Source organism: Flavobacterium cryoconiti, assembly GCF_048158645.1.
Lineage (GTDB): Bacteria > Bacteroidota > Bacteroidia > Flavobacteriales > Flavobacteriaceae > Flavobacterium > Flavobacterium cryoconiti.
Genome location: NZ_JBLNKW010000006.1, coordinates 201,840 through 222,544, shown reverse-complemented (window position 1 = coordinate 222,544; position 20,705 = coordinate 201,840). Strand labels below are relative to the sequence as shown.

The window sequence follows — 20,705 nt, the reverse complement described above, 5'->3', positions numbered from 1 at the left end:
ATGTCTATAAAACGAAAAAGAAGATTTCATGCCGAAGTGGCTACTTCGTCATTAAGTGATATTATGTTTTTCTTGTTGTTGTTTTTTCTGATTATATCCACTTTGGCGAATCCTAATGTTATAAAAATGACATTGCCAAAAGCTAAGGCTAATGAGAAAACCAACAAGCAATATATCAGTTTGTCAGTTACAGAAGACAAGAAATTCTACATTGACAAACAGCCTGTAACATTTGAGGAACTAGAGGCGACTTTAATGTCTAAAATGAATAACGAAAAGGATCAAACCGTTGTGGTGAGAATCCCATTTAATTTGCAGGTTCAGGATTTAGTGGATGTTTTACAAATTGGGGTGAAAAATAATTTGAAGTTTGTGATCGCTACCAGTCCAAAGTAAGTGTCGTTGCGATTTTTTAAGAAGCAATCGCATAAATTGAGATCTTTCTTTGGATGATTGTAAATTATAAAAAAATGCCTCGACTTATCGAGGCATTTTTTATGTTTAAATTATTGGAATTGGGATTTAATTCAAATTGAAATTGTAAACAATCTTGCCGACTTGTTTTTCTGGAGCGTCGCTGCTGGCATCCCATTTAGTGTTCATCGCTGCGATTCTTGCTTGATCTAGTAAACATCGCGCTGTGTTAGTTGTTCCTTTTATGCCGGCAATTGCATTTATAGTTCTTCCATTTCTATCTACAGAAACTTCTACAACAACTTTTCCTTCTTCGTTACAGGTGTATTTTGGTGCTGGTTTCGAAACTGCTTTTCTGTTTCCCAGGGAGTAGCCGCTACCGCCGCCAGAACCACTTCCGTTTCCTCCACCGCTACCGGAGCCGTATCCACTGCCAGTTCCTATTCCGGTTCCTGTGCCATTTCCGCCACCTGTTCCTCCTCCGGAACCTCCAGTTCCATAATACCCATTAGAACTTAAACTTCCGTTTGATTTTCCTTTATTCCCGGCTGTTTTGTCATCGCCATCACCACCTTTATTGGAACCTTTTAGAATGCTAGATAACGCGTCATTAGTATTGTTGGAAACTTTAGGTTTTACAACCACTGGTTTCGGTTCCTCTTTTATAACAGTTATTGGTTTTTTAGTTTTTTCTTTTTGGGGAATGACAACGCTTTCTTCGGTGCTGTTTTCTTGCGATAAAATAGCTTCGTCAGGAGTTGTTTTTGTTGGTGTTTGTCGTGTGTGGTTTTTTATTTCCAGCACTTCACTTTTATAATTCGCACCAGAACCTAAATCACTGTCTCCAAAATTCACGGTAACACCTCCGCCACCTCCGCCGCCTGCAAGTTCAGCCAAGTTTGCAGGTGGCCAAAAGCGTATGAAAAATAAAATTAACAACATTGTCGCATACAAAAGAATGGATATGGCTAAAGATTTCTTTTGGTCTGATGAAATGGTGGAACTCATTTGTATTTTAAATTTAAAAAAGTGTATTACTAAAAAACGTTGAAAAGTACTAAAAATTGTCAAGAGTAAAAAGCTACTGAGGGAATATAAATAAGATTGCTTTTATTTAAAATTGAAAATAAGAAAAGGGATTAAATAGATTTTGAATAATCTACTTAATCCCAGTTTCAATATGTTTGATGAATGCTTTTTTTTAAGTAAGCTGTTTCAATGCAATTTCAAAAGCAGTTGCACTAATATTTGTTTTGCTTGGATTCAAATCGTGTGCTTTTTCAATTGCCTTTTTAATGGTTTCCGATGTGTCTTGAAAGATGGCTTCATCCGTCATTTGCACTTTCTTTTCCATGAAGTAAGCAAAAACGCGAGCCATTCCGCAATTAGAAATAAAGTCAGGAATTAAACTCACTTTATGATCTACATCTTCCATAATCGGACCGAAAAATATTTCTTTGTCGGCAAAAGGAACATTGGCACCACATGAAATTACTTCAAGACCATTAGCAATCAAGCTATCAATTTGAGATTGAGCCACTAATCTGGAAGCTGCGCAAGGAGTGAATATTTCAGCACCGATTGTCCAGATTTTTTTATTGATTTCTTCAAAAGGAATCATGTTTTGGGCAACCAGTTTGTTTCCGTCTTTAGCAAGGAATAATGCTTTTATTTCTTCAAAAGTAAAACCCTCTTCATTTATTAATCCGCCATCTCTATCAATAATACCGATAATTTTTGCGCCCATTTCGGCCAGATAAAATGCTGCAGCCGAACCTACATTTCCAAAACCTTGGACAATGGCTTTCTTGCCTTTTACATCTCCGCCATAAATAGTATAATAATTACGAACTGCTTCAGCAACGCCAAAACCGGTAATCATGTCTGCAATGGTATATTTTCGAGAAACGTCTGGTGAGAATTTTGGATTCTCAATTACTTTAACCACACCTTGACGCAATTGGCCAATTCTGTTGATTTTATCCGCTTCGGTAGGTTTGAAATGCCCGTTAAAAACACCTTCCTGCGGATGCCAAACACCACATTCTTCCGTCATGGGGATTACTTCATGAATTTCATCCACATTCAAATCTCCTCCGGTTCCGTAATAACTTTTCAATAAAGGAGAAACCGCTTTGTACCAACGTTGTAAAACGCCTTTTTTTCTTGGATCATTCGGGTCAAAATTAATTCCGGATTTAGCACCGCCAATAGCAGGTCCTGAAACCGAAAATTTCACTTCCATTGTTTTTGCCAAGGACAAAACTTCATTCATATCCAATCCTTTTCTCATACGAGTTCCACCGCCAGCAGCGCCACCACGAAGAGAATTAATCACAGTCCAACCTTCGGCTTCTGTTTCAGCATCTTTCCAATGGAAAACTATCTCAGGTTCTTTATTTTCGAATTTCTTTAATAAATCTTTCATTTATTGCGATATGTTTAATTTTGACAAATATAAAAAATAGAATAATGCGAATTATGTATTTTTAATATTATTTTGAGTAATAAACATTTCCAGAGCTATGATCCATTTTGGCTCCTGTAACACTGCTTAAAACATTGATTTCTCCGCGTAATTTTAATACGCCAAGCAGCGCAAAAATCAGCGCTTCTTTGAATTCCAGAATTTTAGCTGAAGGAATTATGATTTTCATTTCCGGTAAATAAGATTGAATGCGTTCGATAAGAAAATCATTGTATGCGCCACCGCCAGTTATGTAAAGACTTCCATTTTTATTTGGCAAAGCCAAGGCAATCTGTAACGCTACATGTTCGGTGAACGTGTGTAATTTGTCTTCAACTGTAATTCCGAAACTTTCGATTAAAGGCAAAACGGTTTCTTTTACAAATTCAAAACCCAGTGATTTAGGATGTTTTTTTTGGTAAAAATCCAAAGCATTTAACTCTTTCAGCAAATTAGTGTCGGTTTTCCCAGTTCTTGAAATGGTGCCTTTATCATCATAATCCAATCCCAATTGATTGGCGTAAAAATTTAAAACGGTGTTTACCGGTGAAATATCAAAGGCAATTCGTTGCTTGTTTTGTTCAAAAGATACATTGGAAAAACCACCTAAATTCATGCAATAATCGTATTCGGGAAATAATATTCGGTCGCCAATAGGAACCAAAGGAGCGCCTTGGCCACCAAGTTGGACATCTTGTACTCTAAAGTCGCAGACTACCGTTTGGTGAATCAAAGAAGCGATTTCGGGTAAATTGCCAATTTGAAGCGTGAACCCATTCTGTGGTTGATGTAAAATAGTATGTCCATGCGAACAAACGGCGTCCAGGTTTTCGATTTTATGTTTTTCGATAAAATCTGCAATAAGGGAAGCGAGAAGGTGGGTGTAATCCTGATTTAATTTTTCGAGTTGTTCTTTAGAATAATCTACTGCAGATTTTAGACTTTGTATCCAACTCAAACTATAGGCTATAGTTTCGTTTTCAAGTATTTCAAAAGTCCATTTATTATTCTTTATGCTAAAATAAATATGTGCTAAATCGACTCCGTCAAGCGAAGTTCCTGACATTACTCCGATAACGTTATAGTAATCTTCTTTCATTGGATAAATTTTCAAATCTAAATTGATAATTTCATAATAAAAAAGTATCTTTGGATGCTTTTTTTAAACAAAAAGTAATTTAAAAGAAGTAAATCAAAGTAATCATCAATTTTAAAACAAAAAATAAAACACGTAAAAAACTTTCTTGAGCTGTAAATTTAAGAATTGTAATTGAGTAATTTTACTTTTATTTGTAGAGTTGAAATTTTAATAAAATAAACAATATATAGTTATGGATTTTAATCTAACCGAAGAGCAGTTAATGATTCAGCAAGCAGCTAAAGATTTTGCTCAAAACGAATTATTGCCAGGTGTTATTGAAAGAGACGAATTCTCTAAATTTCCAACGGAGCAGGTGAAAAAAATGGCTGAGCTTGGTTTTTTAGGAATGATGGTTGACCCCAAATATGGCGGTTCCGGATTGGACAGCGTTTCTTATGTTTTGGCGATTACTGAAATTGCTAAAGTAGATGCATCTACAGCAGTTGTGATGTCTGTAAATAACTCTTTAGTTTGTGCAGGTTTAGAAAAGTATTGCAATGAAGAACAAAAAATGAAATACTTAGTTCCTCTTGCCAAAGGAGACGTAATTGGTGCTTTCTGTTTATCTGAGCCTGAAGCGGGTTCTGATGCGACTTCGCAAAAAACTACTGCAATCGATAAGGGAGATTATTACTTAATGAATGGAACTAAAAACTGGATTACTAATGGATCTTCAGCATCAACCTATATTGTGATTGCTCAAACGGATGTTGAAAAAGGACATAAAGGAATTAATGCATTTATAGTTGAAAAAGGCTGGGCAGGTTTTGATATTGGTCCAAAAGAGAAAAAAATGGGAATTCGTGGTTCAGATACGCATTCTTTGATGTTTAATGATGTTAAAGTGCCAAAAGAAAACCGAATCGGAGCAGATGGATTTGGGTTTAATTTTGCGATGAGCGTACTAAACGGCGGAAGGATAGGAATTGCTTCACAAGCTTTAGGAATTGCGACTGGAGCTTATGAGTTGGCCTTAAAATATTCACAGGAACGTAAAGCTTTTGGAAAAGAAATTTTCAAACATCAGGCAATTGCTTTTAAATTAGCCGATATGGCAACTCAAATTATGGCTGCCAGAATGTTGTGTTTCAAAGCGGCTTCTGAAAAAGATTTAGGAATGGATATTTCACAATCTGGAGCAATGGCTAAGTTATTTGCTTCACAAACGGCTATGGATACGACTATTGAAGCCGTTCAAATTCATGGTGGAAATGGCTATGTTGCCGAGTATCATGTGGAACGTATGATGCGTGATGCCAAAATTACTCAAATATATGAGGGAACTTCTGAAATTCAGCGTATTGTGATTTCAAGAACACTGATTTCATAAATAAAATTGTATTAAATTTTCAAGCCCTTTCAAGTTTTGATTTGAAAGGGTTTTGTTTTTTAAGTCATTTTTTTAATACATTTACTGAAAGAATTACTTTCATGTATGAAGATTTAAAATATTGGTATTTGCGCGATCACAAACTGTTTCGAACATTGAGTTTTGGACAAATCAAACAATTGTGCATTATTACCGGTTTTAAAAAAGCGAAAAAAGGCGAAATTATTTATTTTTCTTCTTCAGATGTGCCAAGGATTTTTCTGCTGAAAAAAGGGAATATTAAAATCGTAGCAGTTGATGAAGAAGGAAATGAGACAATAAAAGATATTATTCAAAAAGGGGATTTATTCGGGGAGCTGACTTTAGAAACCGATGATCAAACGAATGAATATGCAAAAGTGCTTTCTGATGATGTGGCTATTTGTAGCTTTCTAATGGCCGACTTTGAAGATCTATTGTTACGAAATCCAAGTTTGGCACTTTCTTATACCAAATTTGTGGGTTTGAAAATGAAACGCATCAAGAACAGTTATTCTAATTTGATTTCTAAAGATGCAAAAACCAGATTGTTTCAGTTTCTAAAAGATTGGGCTGAAAAAGAAGGTAAAAGAGTGGATAATAAAGTAGTAATTGAAAATTATCTGACACAAAATGACATTGCGCAGATTATTTGTACTTCAAGACAGACTGCGACTCAATTGCTCAATGAAATGGAAACTAACGGAACGCTGATTTATAACCGAAAAGAAATCGTTATTTCGGATATTTCAAAACTGTAGTTTCAATTATTTCGTACGTATTGTAAACTAGCTGACAATTGGCTTTTTTGATTCTAAATATCTTTGTTTAAGAAATAAACGAAGTCACATTTAAATTAAAATACAATGAAATCCAAAATTCACGAACACAAAAAAAATAGTTTTAAACTTGTAAGTAAAAAACAGATTCTATATCTATTCGTTATTTTTATTTCGTTGACAACAGTTGCACAAACCGAAAATAGTAGATTAACTCATTTCAATTTAGAACATAAAGTTGCCTTACAAGGGTACGATCCTGTAGCATATTTTAAACAAGGGAAAGCCGTAAAGGGAAAAAAAGAACTAACAGCAACTTACGAAGGCGTAACATATAATTTTTCAATGCCTGTAAATAGAGAGTATTTCTTGAAAAATCCTTCGCGATATGAACCGCAATTTGGAGGTTGGTGCGCTTATGCAATGGGGGATTCCGGCGAAAAAGTGGAGATTAACCCACAAACTTTTAAGATTGTTGACGAAAAATTATATTTGTTTTATAACGCTTATTTCAATAATACACTGAAAAGTTGGAATAAAGACCAAGTTAATTTAAAGTCAAAAGCAGAGAGTAATTGGAAAAAAACAATCAAATAAAACAGTAATCATGAAAACAACTATTTTATCTTGGATTTTACGTATTGCAGTTGCGGTAATTTTATCACAAACCTTATATTTTAAATTTACAGGTGCCGAGGAAAGTATTTATATTTTTACTGCTTTGGGAGTGGAACCTTATGGCAGAATTGGTACAGGGATTTTAGAATTGATTACTGTGATTCTAATTTTAATACCAAGAACTACGTTGCTTGGGGCATTATTGGGTTCCGGAATAATGGTAGGAGCCATTCTTTCACACCTGTTTGTTCTGGGAATTGAAGTCGAGGGTGATGGAGGGACGTTATTTGCGTTGGCAAACATAACCTTATTTAGTTGTCTTACTTTAATTTTTTTAAATAGAGATAAACTACCGAATTTGTTAAAATTGAAACTATAATATGCTGATACCTTCTATTACAAATAGTCTAAATGAATTGATTGATTTGCTCAATCAATTATCGAAAAAGGATTACTCAAATCCATGTGTTGAATTGAGTAATGCCAGTATAGGTGAACACACTAGGCATATTATCGAAATGTTTCAATGCCTCGAAAATCAATATGATTTAGGGATTGTGAATTATGATAAAAGAGAACGTAATGTATTAATTCAAACAGATATGAATTATGCGATTCATCATATTCTAGAAATTAAAAATAATCTTGAAAAAGAGAATAGAAATATCGATTTGCAACAAATGATTGACGGTGAAGAAATTCGAATTCAAAGTAATTATTATAGAGAATTGCTTTATAATTTAGAGCATTGTATCCATCATCAAGCGCTGATAAAAGTGGCTATTTTAAAATGTGAAAATATCACGGTCGATGAGAATTTTGGAGTCGCCCGTTCTACAATTGAATACAGGAATCAATGTGCACAGTAAGTTTTGTCCATGTCAATGATACAATTATCATTACCTCAAATCGAGATGAAAAAATAATTAGACCATCGGCAATACCGCCCAGAGATTATACCATAAACGGTAAGAATGTCATTTTTCCAAAAGACCCAAAAGCTGGTGGAACTTGGTTTGTTGTCGATGCAAATGGAACTGTTTTGGTTTTATTAAATGGCGCTGACGAAAAACACAAAGTAGTGTTTCCTTACAGAAAAAGTCGCGGTTTAATTGTACTAGATATTATTAGTAGCCTATCACCGAAGGATTTTTGGGATGAAATTGATTTGGAAAATATAGAACCTTTTACATTGGTTTTATTTCAAAATAAGGAGCTGTTTCAATTGCGATGGAATGGAAATCAGAAAGAAATAACTCGTTTAGATAGTCATAAAAATCACATTTGGTCGTCGTCAACGTTATATCCAGCAGCAATTCGGGAGAAGCGTACCGATTGGTTTTATACTTTTTTGGATGCAAATCCAGAAATATCAGAAACAGAGATGCTTCATTTTCATCGCTATACCGAAGAGAAAAATCAGGAAAACGGATTGGTTATCAATCGAAATGACGAAATGAAAACCTTGAGTATTACCCAATCTGTAATCGAAAAAAATAAAGTCGCTATATTGCATTGCGATTTGATTGCACAAAAAGAGTACAAGACCTCATTTATCACTATTTAAAATTTTCTCAATTGAAATTACTTTTTCATAAGATTACGCATTGGGAATATTGGCCTTTTCAGATTGTTTATATTCCAATTTATTTTCTTTGGGCATTTTATTCGCTTAAAGCAAAATCGATTTTTTTCTTTAACGCAGCTAATCCAACGATAAAAAATGGCGGATTTATGATGGAGTCCAAAAAAGCCATCTATGATTTAATTCCACAGCAGTATTATCCAAAAACGGAACTCATAATCGAAGGAATTTCACTGGAAGAAATTCTAAAAATAATCCAATTTTCAGGAATAAAATATCCATTGATTGCAAAACCTGATATTGGTTTGCGTGGTTCCGGAGTCAAAAAAATAGATACTGTTGCTGACTTAAAAAGATACGCTGAAAAGGCAAATTTTGATTATGTAGTGCAAGATTTAATTCCTTTTGAAAATGAAGTCGGTATTTTTTATGTACGTTATCCACACGAAAAAATGGGTAAAATAACAGGAATAGTTTCGAAGGAATTTCTAATAATCACTGGAGATGGAATTGCAACTGTTGAACAATTAATCAAAAAAAATCCGCGTTACGAATTGCAACTTAAAGTATTGCAACAAGAATACGGTAAGAAATTATTGGAGGTTTTGCCAAAAGGAGAAAAACTAAATTTAGTGCCTTATGGAAATCATGCACGCGGTGCGAAATTTATTGACGGAAGCCATTGGATTACCCCAAAATTAAGCGAAACCATTAATGAAATGTGTTTGCAAATTCCAGGTTTTTATTTCGGAAGATTGGATGTTATGTATACTACTTTGGAAGATTTGGAACAAGGAAAAAATTGCTCTATTGTTGAGTTGAATGGAGCGGCAAGTGAACCCACACATATTTATGATCCGAAACATTCGTTGCTATTTGCGTGGAAAGAACTTGCCCGCCATATTACGTATATGTATGAAATAAGTGTTGAAAATCATAAATCCGGAAATCCGTATTTGCCACACATGGAAGGGATGAAAGAATATCGTTTGCATTTAGAGCAAAGCAATAGAATAGTAAATTTCTAATAAAATGAAAGTTATAAAAAATATTCTCGTTGGTTTCTTGGTGAGTTTTATCGGCTCAGTTCCACTGGGGTATTTAAATTTTATTGGGTTCGAAATTTATTCTGAATTAGGAATTAAGAGTTTTATTTTTTATTTATTGGGCGTTATTTCGGTTGAGGTTTTTGTAATTTACTTCACGTTGATTTTTGCAAATCAATTAGTCAACAATAAAAAATTGATGAAAATCATCGATTTTTTTGCGGTCTTCTTTTTGCTGTTTCTGGGCTATTCTTTTTATGCTCATTCGAATCAAACACTAGAAAATCATAACGATTTAGAGAAATTTATAAAATATTCGCCTTTTCTAATTGGGGTGTTTTTGAATAGCATCAATTTTCTTCAAGTGCCATTCTGGACGGGATGGAATCTCTATTTGATTAATGGAAATTATATTGCTATCGAGAAAAGACTTAAATATTATTACGTTTTTGGGACTTTAGTAGGGACGTTTTTCGGAATGCTGGCTTTAGTAATTATTCTAAATTTATTTCCCCAAAATACGGCCAGTTTTTCAAGATATATAGTACCTGTAATTATTCCGTTATTTTTTGTAGTTTTAGCTCTGATTCAAATGTATAAAGTATACAAAAAGTATTATAAGAAATAAGATTTTGATCCTATCAATTAAAATAAGATTGCTCCTTTTAACCAAAGAATTATTAACTATGAAAAACACATTTTTACTTCTTACGTTCGTTCTATTCGGATGTGTACGAAATTCTCCTATCACGGCGCAAGCTACAAACGATACCCGATTAAAATTAGCAGAAACGGAATATAAAATAAAAGAAAGTGATGTTGCAGAAACATTGAAGTACTTGACTTCGGACGAATTGGAAGGCAGAGAAACCGGGACAAGAGGAATGGTAAAAGCGGCAGATTATTTGGAAAAATTTTTCAAAGAGAATAACGTTAAACCTTATTTTTCCAGTTATCGCGATACATTGTCTAATTTCAAAGAACCAGCTTTTAATATCGTAGGTTTTGTTGAAGGAAACGATCCAGTGCTAAAAAATGAATTCGTTATTATTAGCGGACATTATGACCATATTGGAATCGATAAAAAAAGGGTAAATGGAGATTTTATAAATAATGGAGCCAATGACGATGCTTCGGGAACAACTGCAGTTGCTGAAATGGCGAAATATTTCAGTAGTGTTAAAAACAATAGGAGAAGTATTCTTTTTGTCTTCTTTGCCGGTGAAGAAAAAGGATTGTTAGGGTCTAAACATTTGGCTAAAAAGCTGAAAGCGCAAAACTTTAATTTGTACGCGCAATTCAATATTGAGATGATTGGAGTGCCAATGAAAAGAGATTATCTAGCGTATATTACAGGTTTTGACAAATCGAATATGGCAGATAAAATCAATGAGTATACAGGAAAAAACACGATTGGTTTTTTACCAAAAGAAGCCGAATATCAATTGTTTTACAGATCAGATAATTATTCTTTTTACAATGTTTTCAAGGTTCCTTGCCAGTCTGTGAGTACTTTCGATTTTGAAAATTTCGAATTTTACCATCATGTTTCGGATGAATTCAAAGTCATGGATTTACCTCACATGACTTCGTTTATTCAGGAATTATTACCTGCCGTTACACAAATGGCCAATACACCAACACATGAAATTCACATGAATTAACGAATAGAAGCAGGCTGGTTCATATCATAAGCTAAAATAAAATAGTTATTATTGTTGAATTGAAAATCACCAATAATAGTCCAGTTCAGTTTTTCGGTATGCGCTTTTGTCGATGGAATATTAGTTTTATTGATAAAGGTCAATGCTAATGGATATCTTTTGACAATGTGTTTTCTCATGAATTCAAAAAGGGGAGTTATCAATCCTTTTCCTCTGTATTTTTTATCGATACAAATAGGTCCGTATTGAAAGCTATTGGTTGTAGTGACATCAAAATCTAAAAATTTAAGATCAGGTAATAACGTAATCATGTAATTGAATATAGGCCATTGATTGAAAAAATCCCAGCTTCCAGAAAAGATGTAAGCAATAGTTTTGTTGTTGTCTTTAGCAAGAAACAAGCCTTGTTGCTCTATGACTTCAGTTAATTGGGGAATTGTAAATGGTGTGGTAACAAAACCAAACTCTTTTTCCTCTTCGGATAAATTAGAGACAAGATATAATTCTTGTAATGCTAATACTCCATCAATATCACTCAATTTTGCTACTTCAAATTGTATATTTTCTATCATTTTATGCGAATTCAAATCGTATTTTGTTTCGGCAAAATTAAGCAAAATTATAGAAAACCTTAATTTTATATTCAAAACAATACCTACAGCTAAAATGATGTTTTTTTAGTGTTTTTGTTTATTTTTGCTACATGAAAAATATTATTATTACAGGAACGAGCAGAGGTATAGGATATGAGTTGGCATTGCAATTTGCCAAGGCTGGACATCAAGTTCTGGCTATTTCCAGAAAAATTCCTCAGGCTTTATTAGGGAATGAAAATATAACTTGTCTTTCGGTTGATTTGTCTAATGAGTCTGAATTGGAAAAAGTTCAAGATTTTCTTTCTAAATCTTGGAAACAAATTGATGCTGTCGTTCATAATGCAGGAAGTTTATTGTTGAAACCCTTTTCAGAAACGTCTCAAGAAGACTTTGAAAATATCTATAAAGTCAATGTTTTTGGGGTTGCTAACTTGACACGAATTTGTTTGCCTTATTTACAAAAAGGAAGCCATGTAGTGACGATAAGTTCTATGGGTGGAATTCAAGGAAGTTTGAAATTTGCCGGACTTGCAGCGTATAGTTCCAGTAAAGGTGCTGTTATTACACTGTCAGAGTTATTAGCAGAGGAATATAAAGAGCGAGGCATTGCTTTTAATGTTTTGGCTTTAGGTTCGGTTCAAACAGAAATGTTGGCAGAAGCTTTTCCAGGATATCAAGCGCCTATTTCTGCAAGCGAAATGGCAGATTATATTTTTAATTTTACGTTGACTGGAAATAAATATTTCAACGGAAAAGTGTTGCAAGTGTCTTCTACAAATCCGTAACAAAGAGTTATAAAAATTTAAGTAAGTGGTGAATTATGAGTGAGACATTAGCGCGATACATTCCGGAACATGCCGTAAAGCCAGTCTTTGAACTCATTGTGGACAATCAGGTGCATCTTAAGATTGTAAACGAAAGGCAGACGCGTCATGGGGATTATCGAAAAGGGTTGAATGGAAAGCATGAAATCACGGTAAATTCAAACCTGAATAAATACAAGTTTCTGATTACGCTGATTCATGAAATTTCGCATTTGGTTGCCTTTGAAAAATTTGGACGGAATATTAAACCTCATGGAAATGAGTGGAAGTATTCTTTTCAACGGTTGATGATTCCATACATTCGCCCTGAGATTTTTCCAAATCACTTGTTGCCGTTATTGGCTAGACATTTCAAAAACCCAACAGCCAGTAGCGATACTGATGCGACTTTGGCTTTGGCATTGAAACAATTTGACCAACAAAATGATAAAAATTATGTATTCGAAATTCCGTACGGCAGTGTTTTTCGAATCCAAAACGGGAAGATTTTTAAGAAAATAGCCATTAGAACTAAACGTTTTGAATGCTTAGAGATAAGTTCTGGCAAAACGTATTTATTCAATCCTAATGCAGAAGTAGAGCTGTTGAAAACTAGTTAATTTTTTTAAAAAAATTACTCTTTCAAATACGCTTCTCGTACTTTTTTGAATAAATTCGAAGAATAAACAAAGTCAACTACAGCTTGATTATCAGTCCTGAAAATTTCTTCTTTAGTTCCTTCCCAAGCTTTTACACCATCTTTTAGAAATAAAATTTTCTCCCCAATTTCCATCACTGAGTTCATATCATGAGTGTTTATGACTGTAGTGATATTGTATTCTTCCGTGATTTCTTTAATAAGATTATCTATTAATATAGCTGTGTTTGGGTCTAATCCAGAGTTAGGTTCATCACAAAATAAATATTTGGGATTGTTTACAATAGCGCGAGCAATGGCTACCCTTTTTTGCATTCCTCCTGAAATTTCCGATGGTAATTTTTTATGAGCGTCAGTAAGATTTACTCTTTTTAATACAAAATCTACGCGTTGTTGAATTTTTGATCTATTGTCTTTAGTAAACATTTTTAATGGGAAGCCTACATTTTCAGCGACGGTCATAGAATCAAATAAGGCGCTACCTTGAAATACCATTCCTATTTCAGTTCGTAGTTCACGTTTTTCATCAGCATTAAAATCGCAATATACTCTTCCGTCAAATGATATTGTTCCAGATTCTGGTTGATGAATTCCTAGAAGACTTTTTAGTAAAACAGTTTTACCTGATCCACTTTGTCCTATGATTAGATTTGTTTTTCCAGTTTCAAAAACAGTCGATACGCCTTTAAGAATTTTAATATCGCCAAATGATTTTTCTACGTTTTTTACTTCTATCATTACGTTAAGAGTAATTGTGTTAAAATATAATTCATCAAAATAATGGTCACTGATGTCCATACAAAAGATACTGTACTGGCTTTTCCTACCTCTAGTGCTCCACCTTTCATATAGTATCCGTGAAATGATGGAATCGTTGCTAAAAGCAAAGCAAATATGAAGGTTTTTATAAAAGCATAAGCAATATGAAAAGGAATAAATTCTCTTTGAATTCCATCAACAAAGTCAACGCTGCTTCCAAAACCACCATATACACTGGCTATATAACCACCTAAAATACCAAGAAACATAGCAATCCCAATAAGAAACGGATATAATAATAATGCCATTAGTTTAGGGAAAACTAAATAATTTAATGAATTTACTCCCATAACTTCAAGGGCATCGATTTGTTCCGTTACTCTCATGGTACCAATACTTGAGGTAATAAAAGAACCCATTTTTCCTGCCATTACAACAGAAATAAAAGTAGGTGCAAACTCTAAAATAATAGATTGTCGAGTCGCAAAACCAATAAGATATTTAGGAATCAAAGGGTTCGTTAAATTTAATGCAGTCTGTATAGCAACAACACCTCCTACGAAGAAAGAAATGAAAGCTACAATTCCAAGAGAGCCAATAATTAAATCATCAATTTCTTTGAAAATTAGATTCTTCATCACAGACCATTTCGTCTGTTTATTGAAAATTTCTTTCAGCATTAAGAAGTATCTTCCTATTTGAGATATATAGCGAATGAGCATCATAGTTTTGCGATTATGGGCTAAATTAAGGATTAGTTAGCAGTTTATACTTTGCTGTTTACAATTTTTTGATTGCTGAAGCTAAAAAAGCTTTTCTTTCATTTTCTTTAAACGATACTTTCTAATGAATTTTGCTTGTTCTGCCGTTACCAATAAAGGAGTTTTAGCCGCTTTGGCTTTCCAAAAACCTTTGATGTAATCCAAAAAAAGGAAAGGCTTTTTCTTCATCATTGCCAGTTTTGCTGAAGCAATCGAGGTGATTAAAAATCCGTAACCTAAAGTGTAAAATGCTTCGCCTTGCTTATAACGCGCTGTTTTGTTATAATTAGCACCTGTAGGTTTTAAATGTTTTACGATTAGTGAGGCATCGGTAACTACTTTCCATCCGTAAAATTTCGATAGTAGCTCATCAACAGTATCCCAACCCATAGCCGGTTTTAAATTCCCTATTTGTTGAAAACATGCTTTTCTGTATGCTTTGAATGCGCCACGAATATGGTCCTTATCTGTAAGGTTTTCCAGAATCCAGTCTCCATTTTTTTCGATATAGGCAAATCCGCCAGCCATTCCTATTGTTGCATCTTTTTCGAAAATGTTTAGAATAGTTTCAAAATAGTTGTTGGGTAGAATTAAGTCGGCATCCAGTTTTACGATTACGTCATACGCTTCGTCCAATGTTTCAAATCCTTTGTGAAAAGCCTGAATGACTTTACTTCCCGGAAGATGTATGGCGCTTGAAGTTTTGTTTACCAAAGTGATAAACGGATTTTCTTTGGCGAAAGCCGTTACAATTTCGGCAGTTTTATCAGTAGAATTGTCATTGACTACCACCACTTTTTTTGGCAAAACGGTTTGCGAAATCAAAGATTCCAAAGTTAAAGCAATGAATGCTTCCTCATTATGAGCCGGAATAACAATGTAATAATTCATTTTTCTTGAGGGACTAAGTTTCTAAGATGCTGAGATTTTAAGCTTAAAAATTGTAGCGTCTAGGCTCCCTTCCCTTCGGGGAGGGTTGGGGTGGGGATTTTTTCAGCGTAAACAATATAATATCTGTTGGTGAATTTTCTCAATAAGGGACGAAGACCAAATTTTTTTACTGGATTAGTCCATTTTTCTCTGTCGATTATTTTCCAACCTGTTTTTTCCAATAGCCAGTCCAGTTGCCAATCTTCAAATTCATGGTAATGTCTGTCCCACATATCGGTTTTGCTTCGATATGCCGGTGAAAACCACAAACGCATTGGGATAGATATAAAAAGCTTATCGGATTTTATTTCTTTTAAAATGGTAAACGGATTGAGTAAATGTTCAAAGATTTCAAAAGCAGTTACCACATCCTGTCTTTCATTTGAAAATACAGTTTGGTCGGTATCTAAGTCTTCTCCTGTTGTGTTTTTAACAGCAAATCCTTCTGATTTCATGATTTTAGAAAAAGGGTTTTCTACACCTAAATCTAATATGGTTTCATCCGTGGAGATGTGTTTTTTTAGAAATTCTAAAGTGTGTTTGAATCTTTTATTGGGAAACGTTTTTTCGTACATGTTTTTTTGATTTTGCCGCTAGGGCACGAAGCCACAAATATAGTAATAAATGTGTTTTTGGGCATTGTTTTTTAGCCCGGATGGGAATGAAAATCCCGGAGCTTCAAAATGTAGTTTTTCAAGGCGCAAAAAGCGACTAAAAGAAGCTTTCTTGCACCTTAGAAAAACAAGTTTTGTAGTGAGGAATTGTAATATACAGCCGGATTAGCTCTTGATTACCAAATTCCTTGATGCTTAATATCTGTAAACAAATGCGTTGATATTCATTCCCGCACCAACTGATGCAAAGATAAGAACATCGCCTTTTTGTATGGATTGGTTTTCTATTTCTCCACGAATTAACAGGTCGTAAAGCGTAGGTACAGTTGCTACACTGCTGTTTCCAAGTTCATGGATGCTCATAGGCATGATATCTTTTGGTACAGGTCTGTCGTGTAATTTGTAAAAACGTTGGATTATCGCTTCGTCCATTTTTTCATTGGCTTGATGGATAAGGATTTTTTTCACGTCATCAATGCCTATTCCGCTTTTGTCCAAACAACTTTTCATTGCAGCCGGAACTTGGCTTAATGCAAATTCGTATATTTTTCGACCATACATTTTTATGTAACGAATATCTGGATCTAAATCAGGATTGTATGATTTTCCAAAAAACAAATAATTGGCTTCATCATTCGCATAAGTAGCACTTTCATAAGCCAACATTCCTGTTTCATCATCAGAAGCTTCAATGATAGAGGCACCTGCACCATCCGAATAAATCATGGAATCCCTGTCATGTGCGTCGACTACTCTCGAAAGCGTTTCGGCTCCAATTACAAGGCATCGCTTTGCCATTCCTGATTTGATAAAAGCATTGGCCTGCATAACGCCCTCTATCCAGCCTGGACATCCAAAAAGGATATCATAAGCAACGCATTTTGGGTTCTTTATTTGTAGTTTGTGTTTAACACGTGTGGCTAAACTTGGAATCATATCGGATTGATTTGTTCCGGATTTTACATCACCAAAGTTGTGTGCAAAGATGATATAATCTATTGTTTCTGGATCAATTCCTGCATTTTCTATTGCTTTTTGAGAAGCAAAAAAAGCTAAATCAGATGAGGTGTACTGATCCTCGGCATAACGTCTGTGTTCGATTCCCGTTATTCCTTTAAATTTATTAATGACAACTTCGTTAGGGTAACCAAAGGCGGTTCCATCTTCGTTTAAAAAAACATGTTCGCTAAAGTCTGTATTGCTTACTTTTTTCTCAGGAATATAACTTCCTATTCCAGTTATTTTTATTTTCATCGGGTTATTTTTCCAAAAATTCAGGCTAATTTAATCATAAATAAATTAGTACACTCATAAAATTTACTATGCATGCATATAATTATGAAATAATAATTTATTGGCAAAAATATTGATTATTTTTTTACAAATTACAAAAATCGATGCGATATTTCTTTGCTAATTGTTGTGATTGGTAAAATGGATCTTTTGAGAATTTACATTGTACTATTTTCAAAATTTTGTATAAATTTTGAGGATAAAAAAAATGTCCCGATTTCTCGAGACATTTTATTGAATTAATTTAAAAATTAGCTTTCCATATACGCCTCAATTGGCGCACAAGAACAAACTAAATTTCTATCACCATAAGCATCGTCAGCACGACGAACAGTTGGCCAGAACTTATTTTCAGCAATATAGTCTAATGGGAAAGCTGCTTGTTCACGAGTGTACGGGAAGTCCCAAACATCAGTTGTAAGCATGGCTAACGTATGTGGAGAATTTTTCAAAACATTGTTTTTGTCTTCAATAGTTGAAGCTTCAATTTCTTTACGGATTGAAATCATCGCATCGCAAAAACGGTCTAACTCTTCTAAGTTTTCGCTTTCGGTTGGTTCAATCATTAAGGTACCTGCAACTGGGAAAGAAACAGTAGGAGCGTGGAAACCATAATCCATTAAACGTTTTGCAATATCAGTAACTTCAATTCCTTTTTGTTTGAAAGGACGACATTCTAAAATCATTTCGTGAGCTGCACGACCCATTTCTCCAGAATACAACGTATCATAATGACCGTTTAATTTCTCTTTAATGTAGTTCGCGTTTAAAATGGCATATTGAGTGGATTGTTTTAAACCTTCAGCACCCAACATTGAAATGTAACCGTAAGAAATCAAACAAACTAATGCAGAACCCCAAGGTGCAGCAGAAATAGCTGTAATAGCGTTTTCTCCACCTGTTGGAATTACAGGATTTGATGGTAAAAATGGTACTAATTGCGGAGCAACACATATTGGTCCAACACCTGGTCCGCCGCCACCGTGAGGAATGGCGAACGTTTTGTGTAAGTTCAAGTGACAAACGTCAGCTCCAATAGTTGCAGGATTTGTTAATCCAACTTGTGCATTCATATTGGCACCATCCATATAAACTTGTCCACCGTTATCGTGAATTAATTGTGTAATTTCTTTAATAGCACTTTCAAAAACACCGTGAGTTGACGGATACGTTACCATCAAACAAGAAAGGTTGGCTGCGTGAAGAATTGCTTTTTCACGTAAATCTTCTACGTCGATGTTTCCGTTTTCCAATGTTTTGGTAACAATAACTTTCATTCCTGCCATAGCTGCTGAAGCCGGATTTGTTCCGTGAGCTGATGATGGAATTAAAGCAATATTTCTATGGTGATCTCCTCTTGACTGATGGTATGCACGAATTACCATTAATCCTGCATACTCGCCTTGAGCACCTGAGTTAGGCTGTAAAGTTGTCCCTGCAAAACCAGTAATAACATTTAATTGTTGTTCTAGTTTAGCTAACATTTCTTGGTATCCTTGTGCTTGGTCCAATGGTGCAAATGGGTGAATATTATTCCATTGTGGCATGCTTAAAGGCAACATTTCAGAAGCTGCATTCAGTTTCATGGTACAAGAACCTAATGAAATCATAGAATGATTCAAAGCTAAATCTTTTCGTTCCAACATTTTGATATAACGCATCAAAGCAGTTTCTGAGTGGAATTTGTTGAAAACATCATGTTGTAAGAACGTTGATGTTCTGCTTACACTTGCTGGAAAATGATTGGTTTCTGATAAACTTTCAATTGTAGTTGCCTGAGCATCTTTTGCGGAAGCGAAAACAGCAATAATTTTATTTAAATCGGCAATACTTGTTGTTTCGTTCAAAGAAATTGAAACCGTATTTTCGTCAATGTAATAAAAGTTGATTTCGTTTTGTTCAGCAATAGTTTTCACTTTTTTAGCATCAGCCTTAACAACAATAGTGTCAAAGAAAGCAGTATTCGTTTGTTGTAAACCTAGTTTTTCTAATGCGTTTGCCAATGTAGCTGCCGAAGCATGTACTTTATTAGCGATATATTGCAAGCCTTTTGGTCCGTGATAAACGGCATACATTCCTGCCATAACGGATAATAAAACTTGCGCAGTACAAATATTAGAAGTTGCTTTGTCACGTTTAATGTGTTGTTCACGGGTTTGCAATGCCATACGCAAAGCACGATTACCATTCGTATCAACAGTTACACCGATGATTCTTCCCGGCATACTTCTTTTGTATTCGTCTTTTGTGGCAAAATAAGCAGCGTGTGGGCCACCATAACCTAATGGAATTCCGAAACGTTGTGTTGTTCCAAGGACAACTGCAGCTCCCATTTCTCCAGGAGGAGTTAATTTTGCCAAACTCAAAATGTCAGCAGCAACAGCTACTTTTATTTCGTTTGCGGCAGCTTTAGCTATAAAATCAGAATAGTCATGAACTTGTCCAAATTTTCCTGGATATTGAAGAATAGCTCCAAAATATTCCGTTGAAAAGTCGAAATCTTCATGGTTTCCAATTACTAATTCGACACCAACTGGTGTAGAACGCGTTTGTAAAACTGATAAAGTTTGAGGTAATATTTCTTCTGAAACAAAGAATTTACAAACATTATTTTTCTTTTGGTCACGAGAACGAACATCAAAAAGTAATGCCATTGCTTCAGCAGCAGCAGTTCCTTCGTCTAATAATGAAGCATTAGCGATTTCCATTCCGGTTAATTCGATAACCATAGTTTGGAAATTCAAAATTGCTTCTAAGCGACCTTGTGCAATCTCGGCTTGATAAGGTGTGTAAGCAGTATACCATCCTGGGTTTTCAAAAACGTTTCTTTGAATAACTGCAGGAATAATGGCTGCATTGTAACCCAAACCAATATAAGATTGAAAAACTTTATTTTTATTCCCTAATTTTTGAATGTGATTTGCAAATTCATATTCGGTCATTGCCGGATCTAAATCTAAATCAGCTTTTAGACGAATATCGCTAGGAATTGTCTCGAAAATCAATTGGTCTAGCGTCTCCGCTCCAATGGTTTTCAACATATGTTGTAGGTCGTTTTCTCTTGGACCAATGTGTCTTAAAGCAAAAGCATCTGTTTTCATATAAAAATGTAGGTGTTGTTTTTTTAGTGGTGCAAAATTAAGTATTATTAATAATCTAAAAGGTATTTTGGGTCTCCTTTTTTATCAATTTTTCAACTAAATGATGTATTTGTTCACAATTGATTAAT

22 protein-coding genes are annotated in these 20,705 nt (G+C 34.5%); 12 read left to right on the top strand and 10 right to left on the bottom strand.

Features of this window, described 5'->3' with window-relative positions:
• Entirely contained in the window at window positions 1–396 is a 396-nt protein-coding gene (locus ACM55H_RS10750) for an ExbD/TolR family protein (RefSeq protein WP_416836480.1), read from the top strand.
• 126 nt (window positions 397–522) lie between these two features.
• On the opposite strand, the gene ACM55H_RS10745 is transcribed toward ACM55H_RS10750, so the two are convergent.
• The 3 genes from ACM55H_RS10745 to ACM55H_RS10735 form a co-directional block, all read right to left on the bottom strand.
• Entirely contained in the window at window positions 523–1,422 is a 900-nt protein-coding gene (locus ACM55H_RS10745; protein ID WP_416836479.1) for an energy transducer TonB, read from the bottom strand.
• A 193-nt stretch (window positions 1,423–1,615) separates the two neighbouring features.
• Entirely contained in the window at window positions 1,616–2,842 is a 1,227-nt protein-coding gene (locus ACM55H_RS10740; protein ID WP_416836478.1) for a Glu/Leu/Phe/Val dehydrogenase dimerization domain-containing protein, read from the bottom strand.
• Window positions 2,843–2,909: 67 nt separating this feature from the next.
• On the bottom strand, window positions 2,910–3,980 hold the full coding sequence (locus ACM55H_RS10735; protein ID WP_416836477.1) for an anhydro-N-acetylmuramic acid kinase: 1,071 nt from the start codon (window positions 3,978–3,980) through the stop codon (window positions 2,910–2,912).
• A gap of 232 nt (window positions 3,981–4,212) precedes the next feature.
• Here ACM55H_RS10735 and ACM55H_RS10730 point away from each other — a divergent pair, with 232 nt between their 5' ends.
• The 9 genes from ACM55H_RS10730 to ACM55H_RS10690 all read left to right on the top strand — a co-directional run bounded on the left by ACM55H_RS10730 (window position 4,213) and on the right by ACM55H_RS10690 (window position 11,062).
• Complete coding sequence (locus ACM55H_RS10730; protein WP_416836476.1) at window positions 4,213–5,352, top strand: acyl-CoA dehydrogenase family protein; 1,140 nt, start codon at window positions 4,213–4,215, stop codon at window positions 5,350–5,352.
• Between the two features lie 101 nt (window positions 5,353–5,453).
• Window positions 5,454–6,131 (top strand): Crp/Fnr family transcriptional regulator, encoded by a 678-nt coding sequence (locus ACM55H_RS10725; RefSeq protein WP_416836475.1) that lies wholly within the window; start codon window positions 5,454–5,456, stop codon window positions 6,129–6,131.
• Window positions 6,132–6,236: 105 nt separating this feature from the next.
• Window positions 6,237–6,746, top strand: coding sequence for a YHS domain-containing (seleno)protein (locus tag ACM55H_RS10720; RefSeq protein WP_416836474.1), 510 nt, complete (start codon window positions 6,237–6,239; stop codon window positions 6,744–6,746).
• A gap of 10 nt (window positions 6,747–6,756) precedes the next feature.
• Window positions 6,757–7,146: a DoxX family protein gene (locus tag ACM55H_RS10715; RefSeq protein ID WP_416836473.1), complete on the top strand. Its 390-nt coding sequence runs from the start codon at window positions 6,757–6,759 to the stop codon at window positions 7,144–7,146.
• Between the two features lies 1 nt (window position 7,147).
• A complete protein-coding gene (locus tag ACM55H_RS10710) occupies window positions 7,148–7,636 on the top strand; it encodes a DinB family protein (protein WP_416836472.1) in 489 nt (162 codons plus the stop codon).
• Window positions 7,624–8,334, top strand: a complete 711-nt coding sequence (locus tag ACM55H_RS10705) for an NRDE family protein (RefSeq protein ID WP_416836471.1) — start codon at window positions 7,624–7,626, stop codon at window positions 8,332–8,334. The genes ACM55H_RS10710 and ACM55H_RS10705 overlap by 13 nt, the downstream gene beginning before the upstream one ends.
• A gap of 11 nt (window positions 8,335–8,345) precedes the next feature.
• Complete coding sequence (locus ACM55H_RS10700; RefSeq protein ID WP_416836470.1) at window positions 8,346–9,380, top strand: ATP-grasp domain-containing protein; 1,035 nt, start codon at window positions 8,346–8,348, stop codon at window positions 9,378–9,380.
• A 4-nt stretch (window positions 9,381–9,384) separates the two neighbouring features.
• A complete protein-coding gene (locus ACM55H_RS10695) occupies window positions 9,385–10,026 on the top strand; it encodes a LysE family transporter (RefSeq protein WP_416836469.1) in 642 nt (213 codons plus the stop codon).
• A gap of 58 nt (window positions 10,027–10,084) precedes the next feature.
• Window positions 10,085–11,062 (top strand): M28 family peptidase, encoded by a 978-nt coding sequence (locus ACM55H_RS10690; protein WP_416836467.1) that lies wholly within the window; start codon window positions 10,085–10,087, stop codon window positions 11,060–11,062.
• Here ACM55H_RS10690 and ACM55H_RS10685 read toward each other — a convergent pair.
• On the bottom strand, window positions 11,059–11,634 hold the full coding sequence (locus tag ACM55H_RS10685; protein WP_416836466.1) for a GNAT family acetyltransferase: 576 nt from the start codon (window positions 11,632–11,634) through the stop codon (window positions 11,059–11,061). The two genes, ACM55H_RS10690 and ACM55H_RS10685, sit on opposite strands and share 4 nt — an antisense overlap.
• 131 nt (window positions 11,635–11,765) lie before the next feature.
• Here ACM55H_RS10685 and ACM55H_RS10680 point away from each other — a divergent pair, with 131 nt between their 5' ends.
• A complete protein-coding gene (locus ACM55H_RS10680; RefSeq protein WP_416836465.1) occupies window positions 11,766–12,443 on the top strand; it encodes an SDR family NAD(P)-dependent oxidoreductase in 678 nt (225 codons plus the stop codon).
• 35 nt (window positions 12,444–12,478) lie between these two features.
• Window positions 12,479–13,081: a SprT-like domain-containing protein gene (locus tag ACM55H_RS10675; protein ID WP_416836463.1), complete on the top strand. Its 603-nt coding sequence runs from the start codon at window positions 12,479–12,481 to the stop codon at window positions 13,079–13,081.
• Between the two features lie 14 nt (window positions 13,082–13,095).
• Here ACM55H_RS10675 and ACM55H_RS10670 read toward each other — a convergent pair whose 3' ends face one another.
• The 6 genes from ACM55H_RS10670 to gcvP all read right to left on the bottom strand — a co-directional run bounded on the left by ACM55H_RS10670 (window position 13,096) and on the right by gcvP (window position 20,577).
• On the bottom strand, window positions 13,096–13,857 hold the full coding sequence (locus ACM55H_RS10670; protein ID WP_416836462.1) for an ABC transporter ATP-binding protein: 762 nt from the start codon (window positions 13,855–13,857) through the stop codon (window positions 13,096–13,098).
• Window positions 13,857–14,603: an MlaE family ABC transporter permease gene (locus ACM55H_RS10665; protein WP_039110255.1), complete on the bottom strand. Its 747-nt coding sequence runs from the start codon at window positions 14,601–14,603 to the stop codon at window positions 13,857–13,859. Before ACM55H_RS10665 ends, ACM55H_RS10670 begins: the two co-directional genes overlap by 1 nt.
• 78 nt (window positions 14,604–14,681) lie before the next feature.
• The gene (locus ACM55H_RS10660; RefSeq protein ID WP_416836461.1) at window positions 14,682–15,530 is read right to left on the bottom strand and encodes a glycosyltransferase family 2 protein; all 849 of its coding nucleotides are present in this window, start codon (window positions 15,528–15,530) and stop codon (window positions 14,682–14,684) included.
• A gap of 59 nt (window positions 15,531–15,589) precedes the next feature.
• Entirely contained in the window at window positions 15,590–16,144 is a 555-nt protein-coding gene (locus ACM55H_RS10655; protein WP_416836460.1) for a methyltransferase domain-containing protein, read from the bottom strand.
• Between the two features lie 234 nt (window positions 16,145–16,378).
• The gene (locus tag ACM55H_RS10650; RefSeq protein WP_416836459.1) at window positions 16,379–17,437 is read right to left on the bottom strand and encodes a 3-oxoacyl-ACP synthase III family protein; all 1,059 of its coding nucleotides are present in this window, start codon (window positions 17,435–17,437) and stop codon (window positions 16,379–16,381) included.
• Window positions 17,438–17,727: 290 nt separating this feature from the next.
• Entirely contained in the window at window positions 17,728–20,577 is a 2,850-nt protein-coding gene (gcvP, locus tag ACM55H_RS10645; RefSeq protein ID WP_416836458.1) for an aminomethyl-transferring glycine dehydrogenase, read from the bottom strand.
• Window positions 20,578–20,705 lie beyond the last annotated feature (128 nt).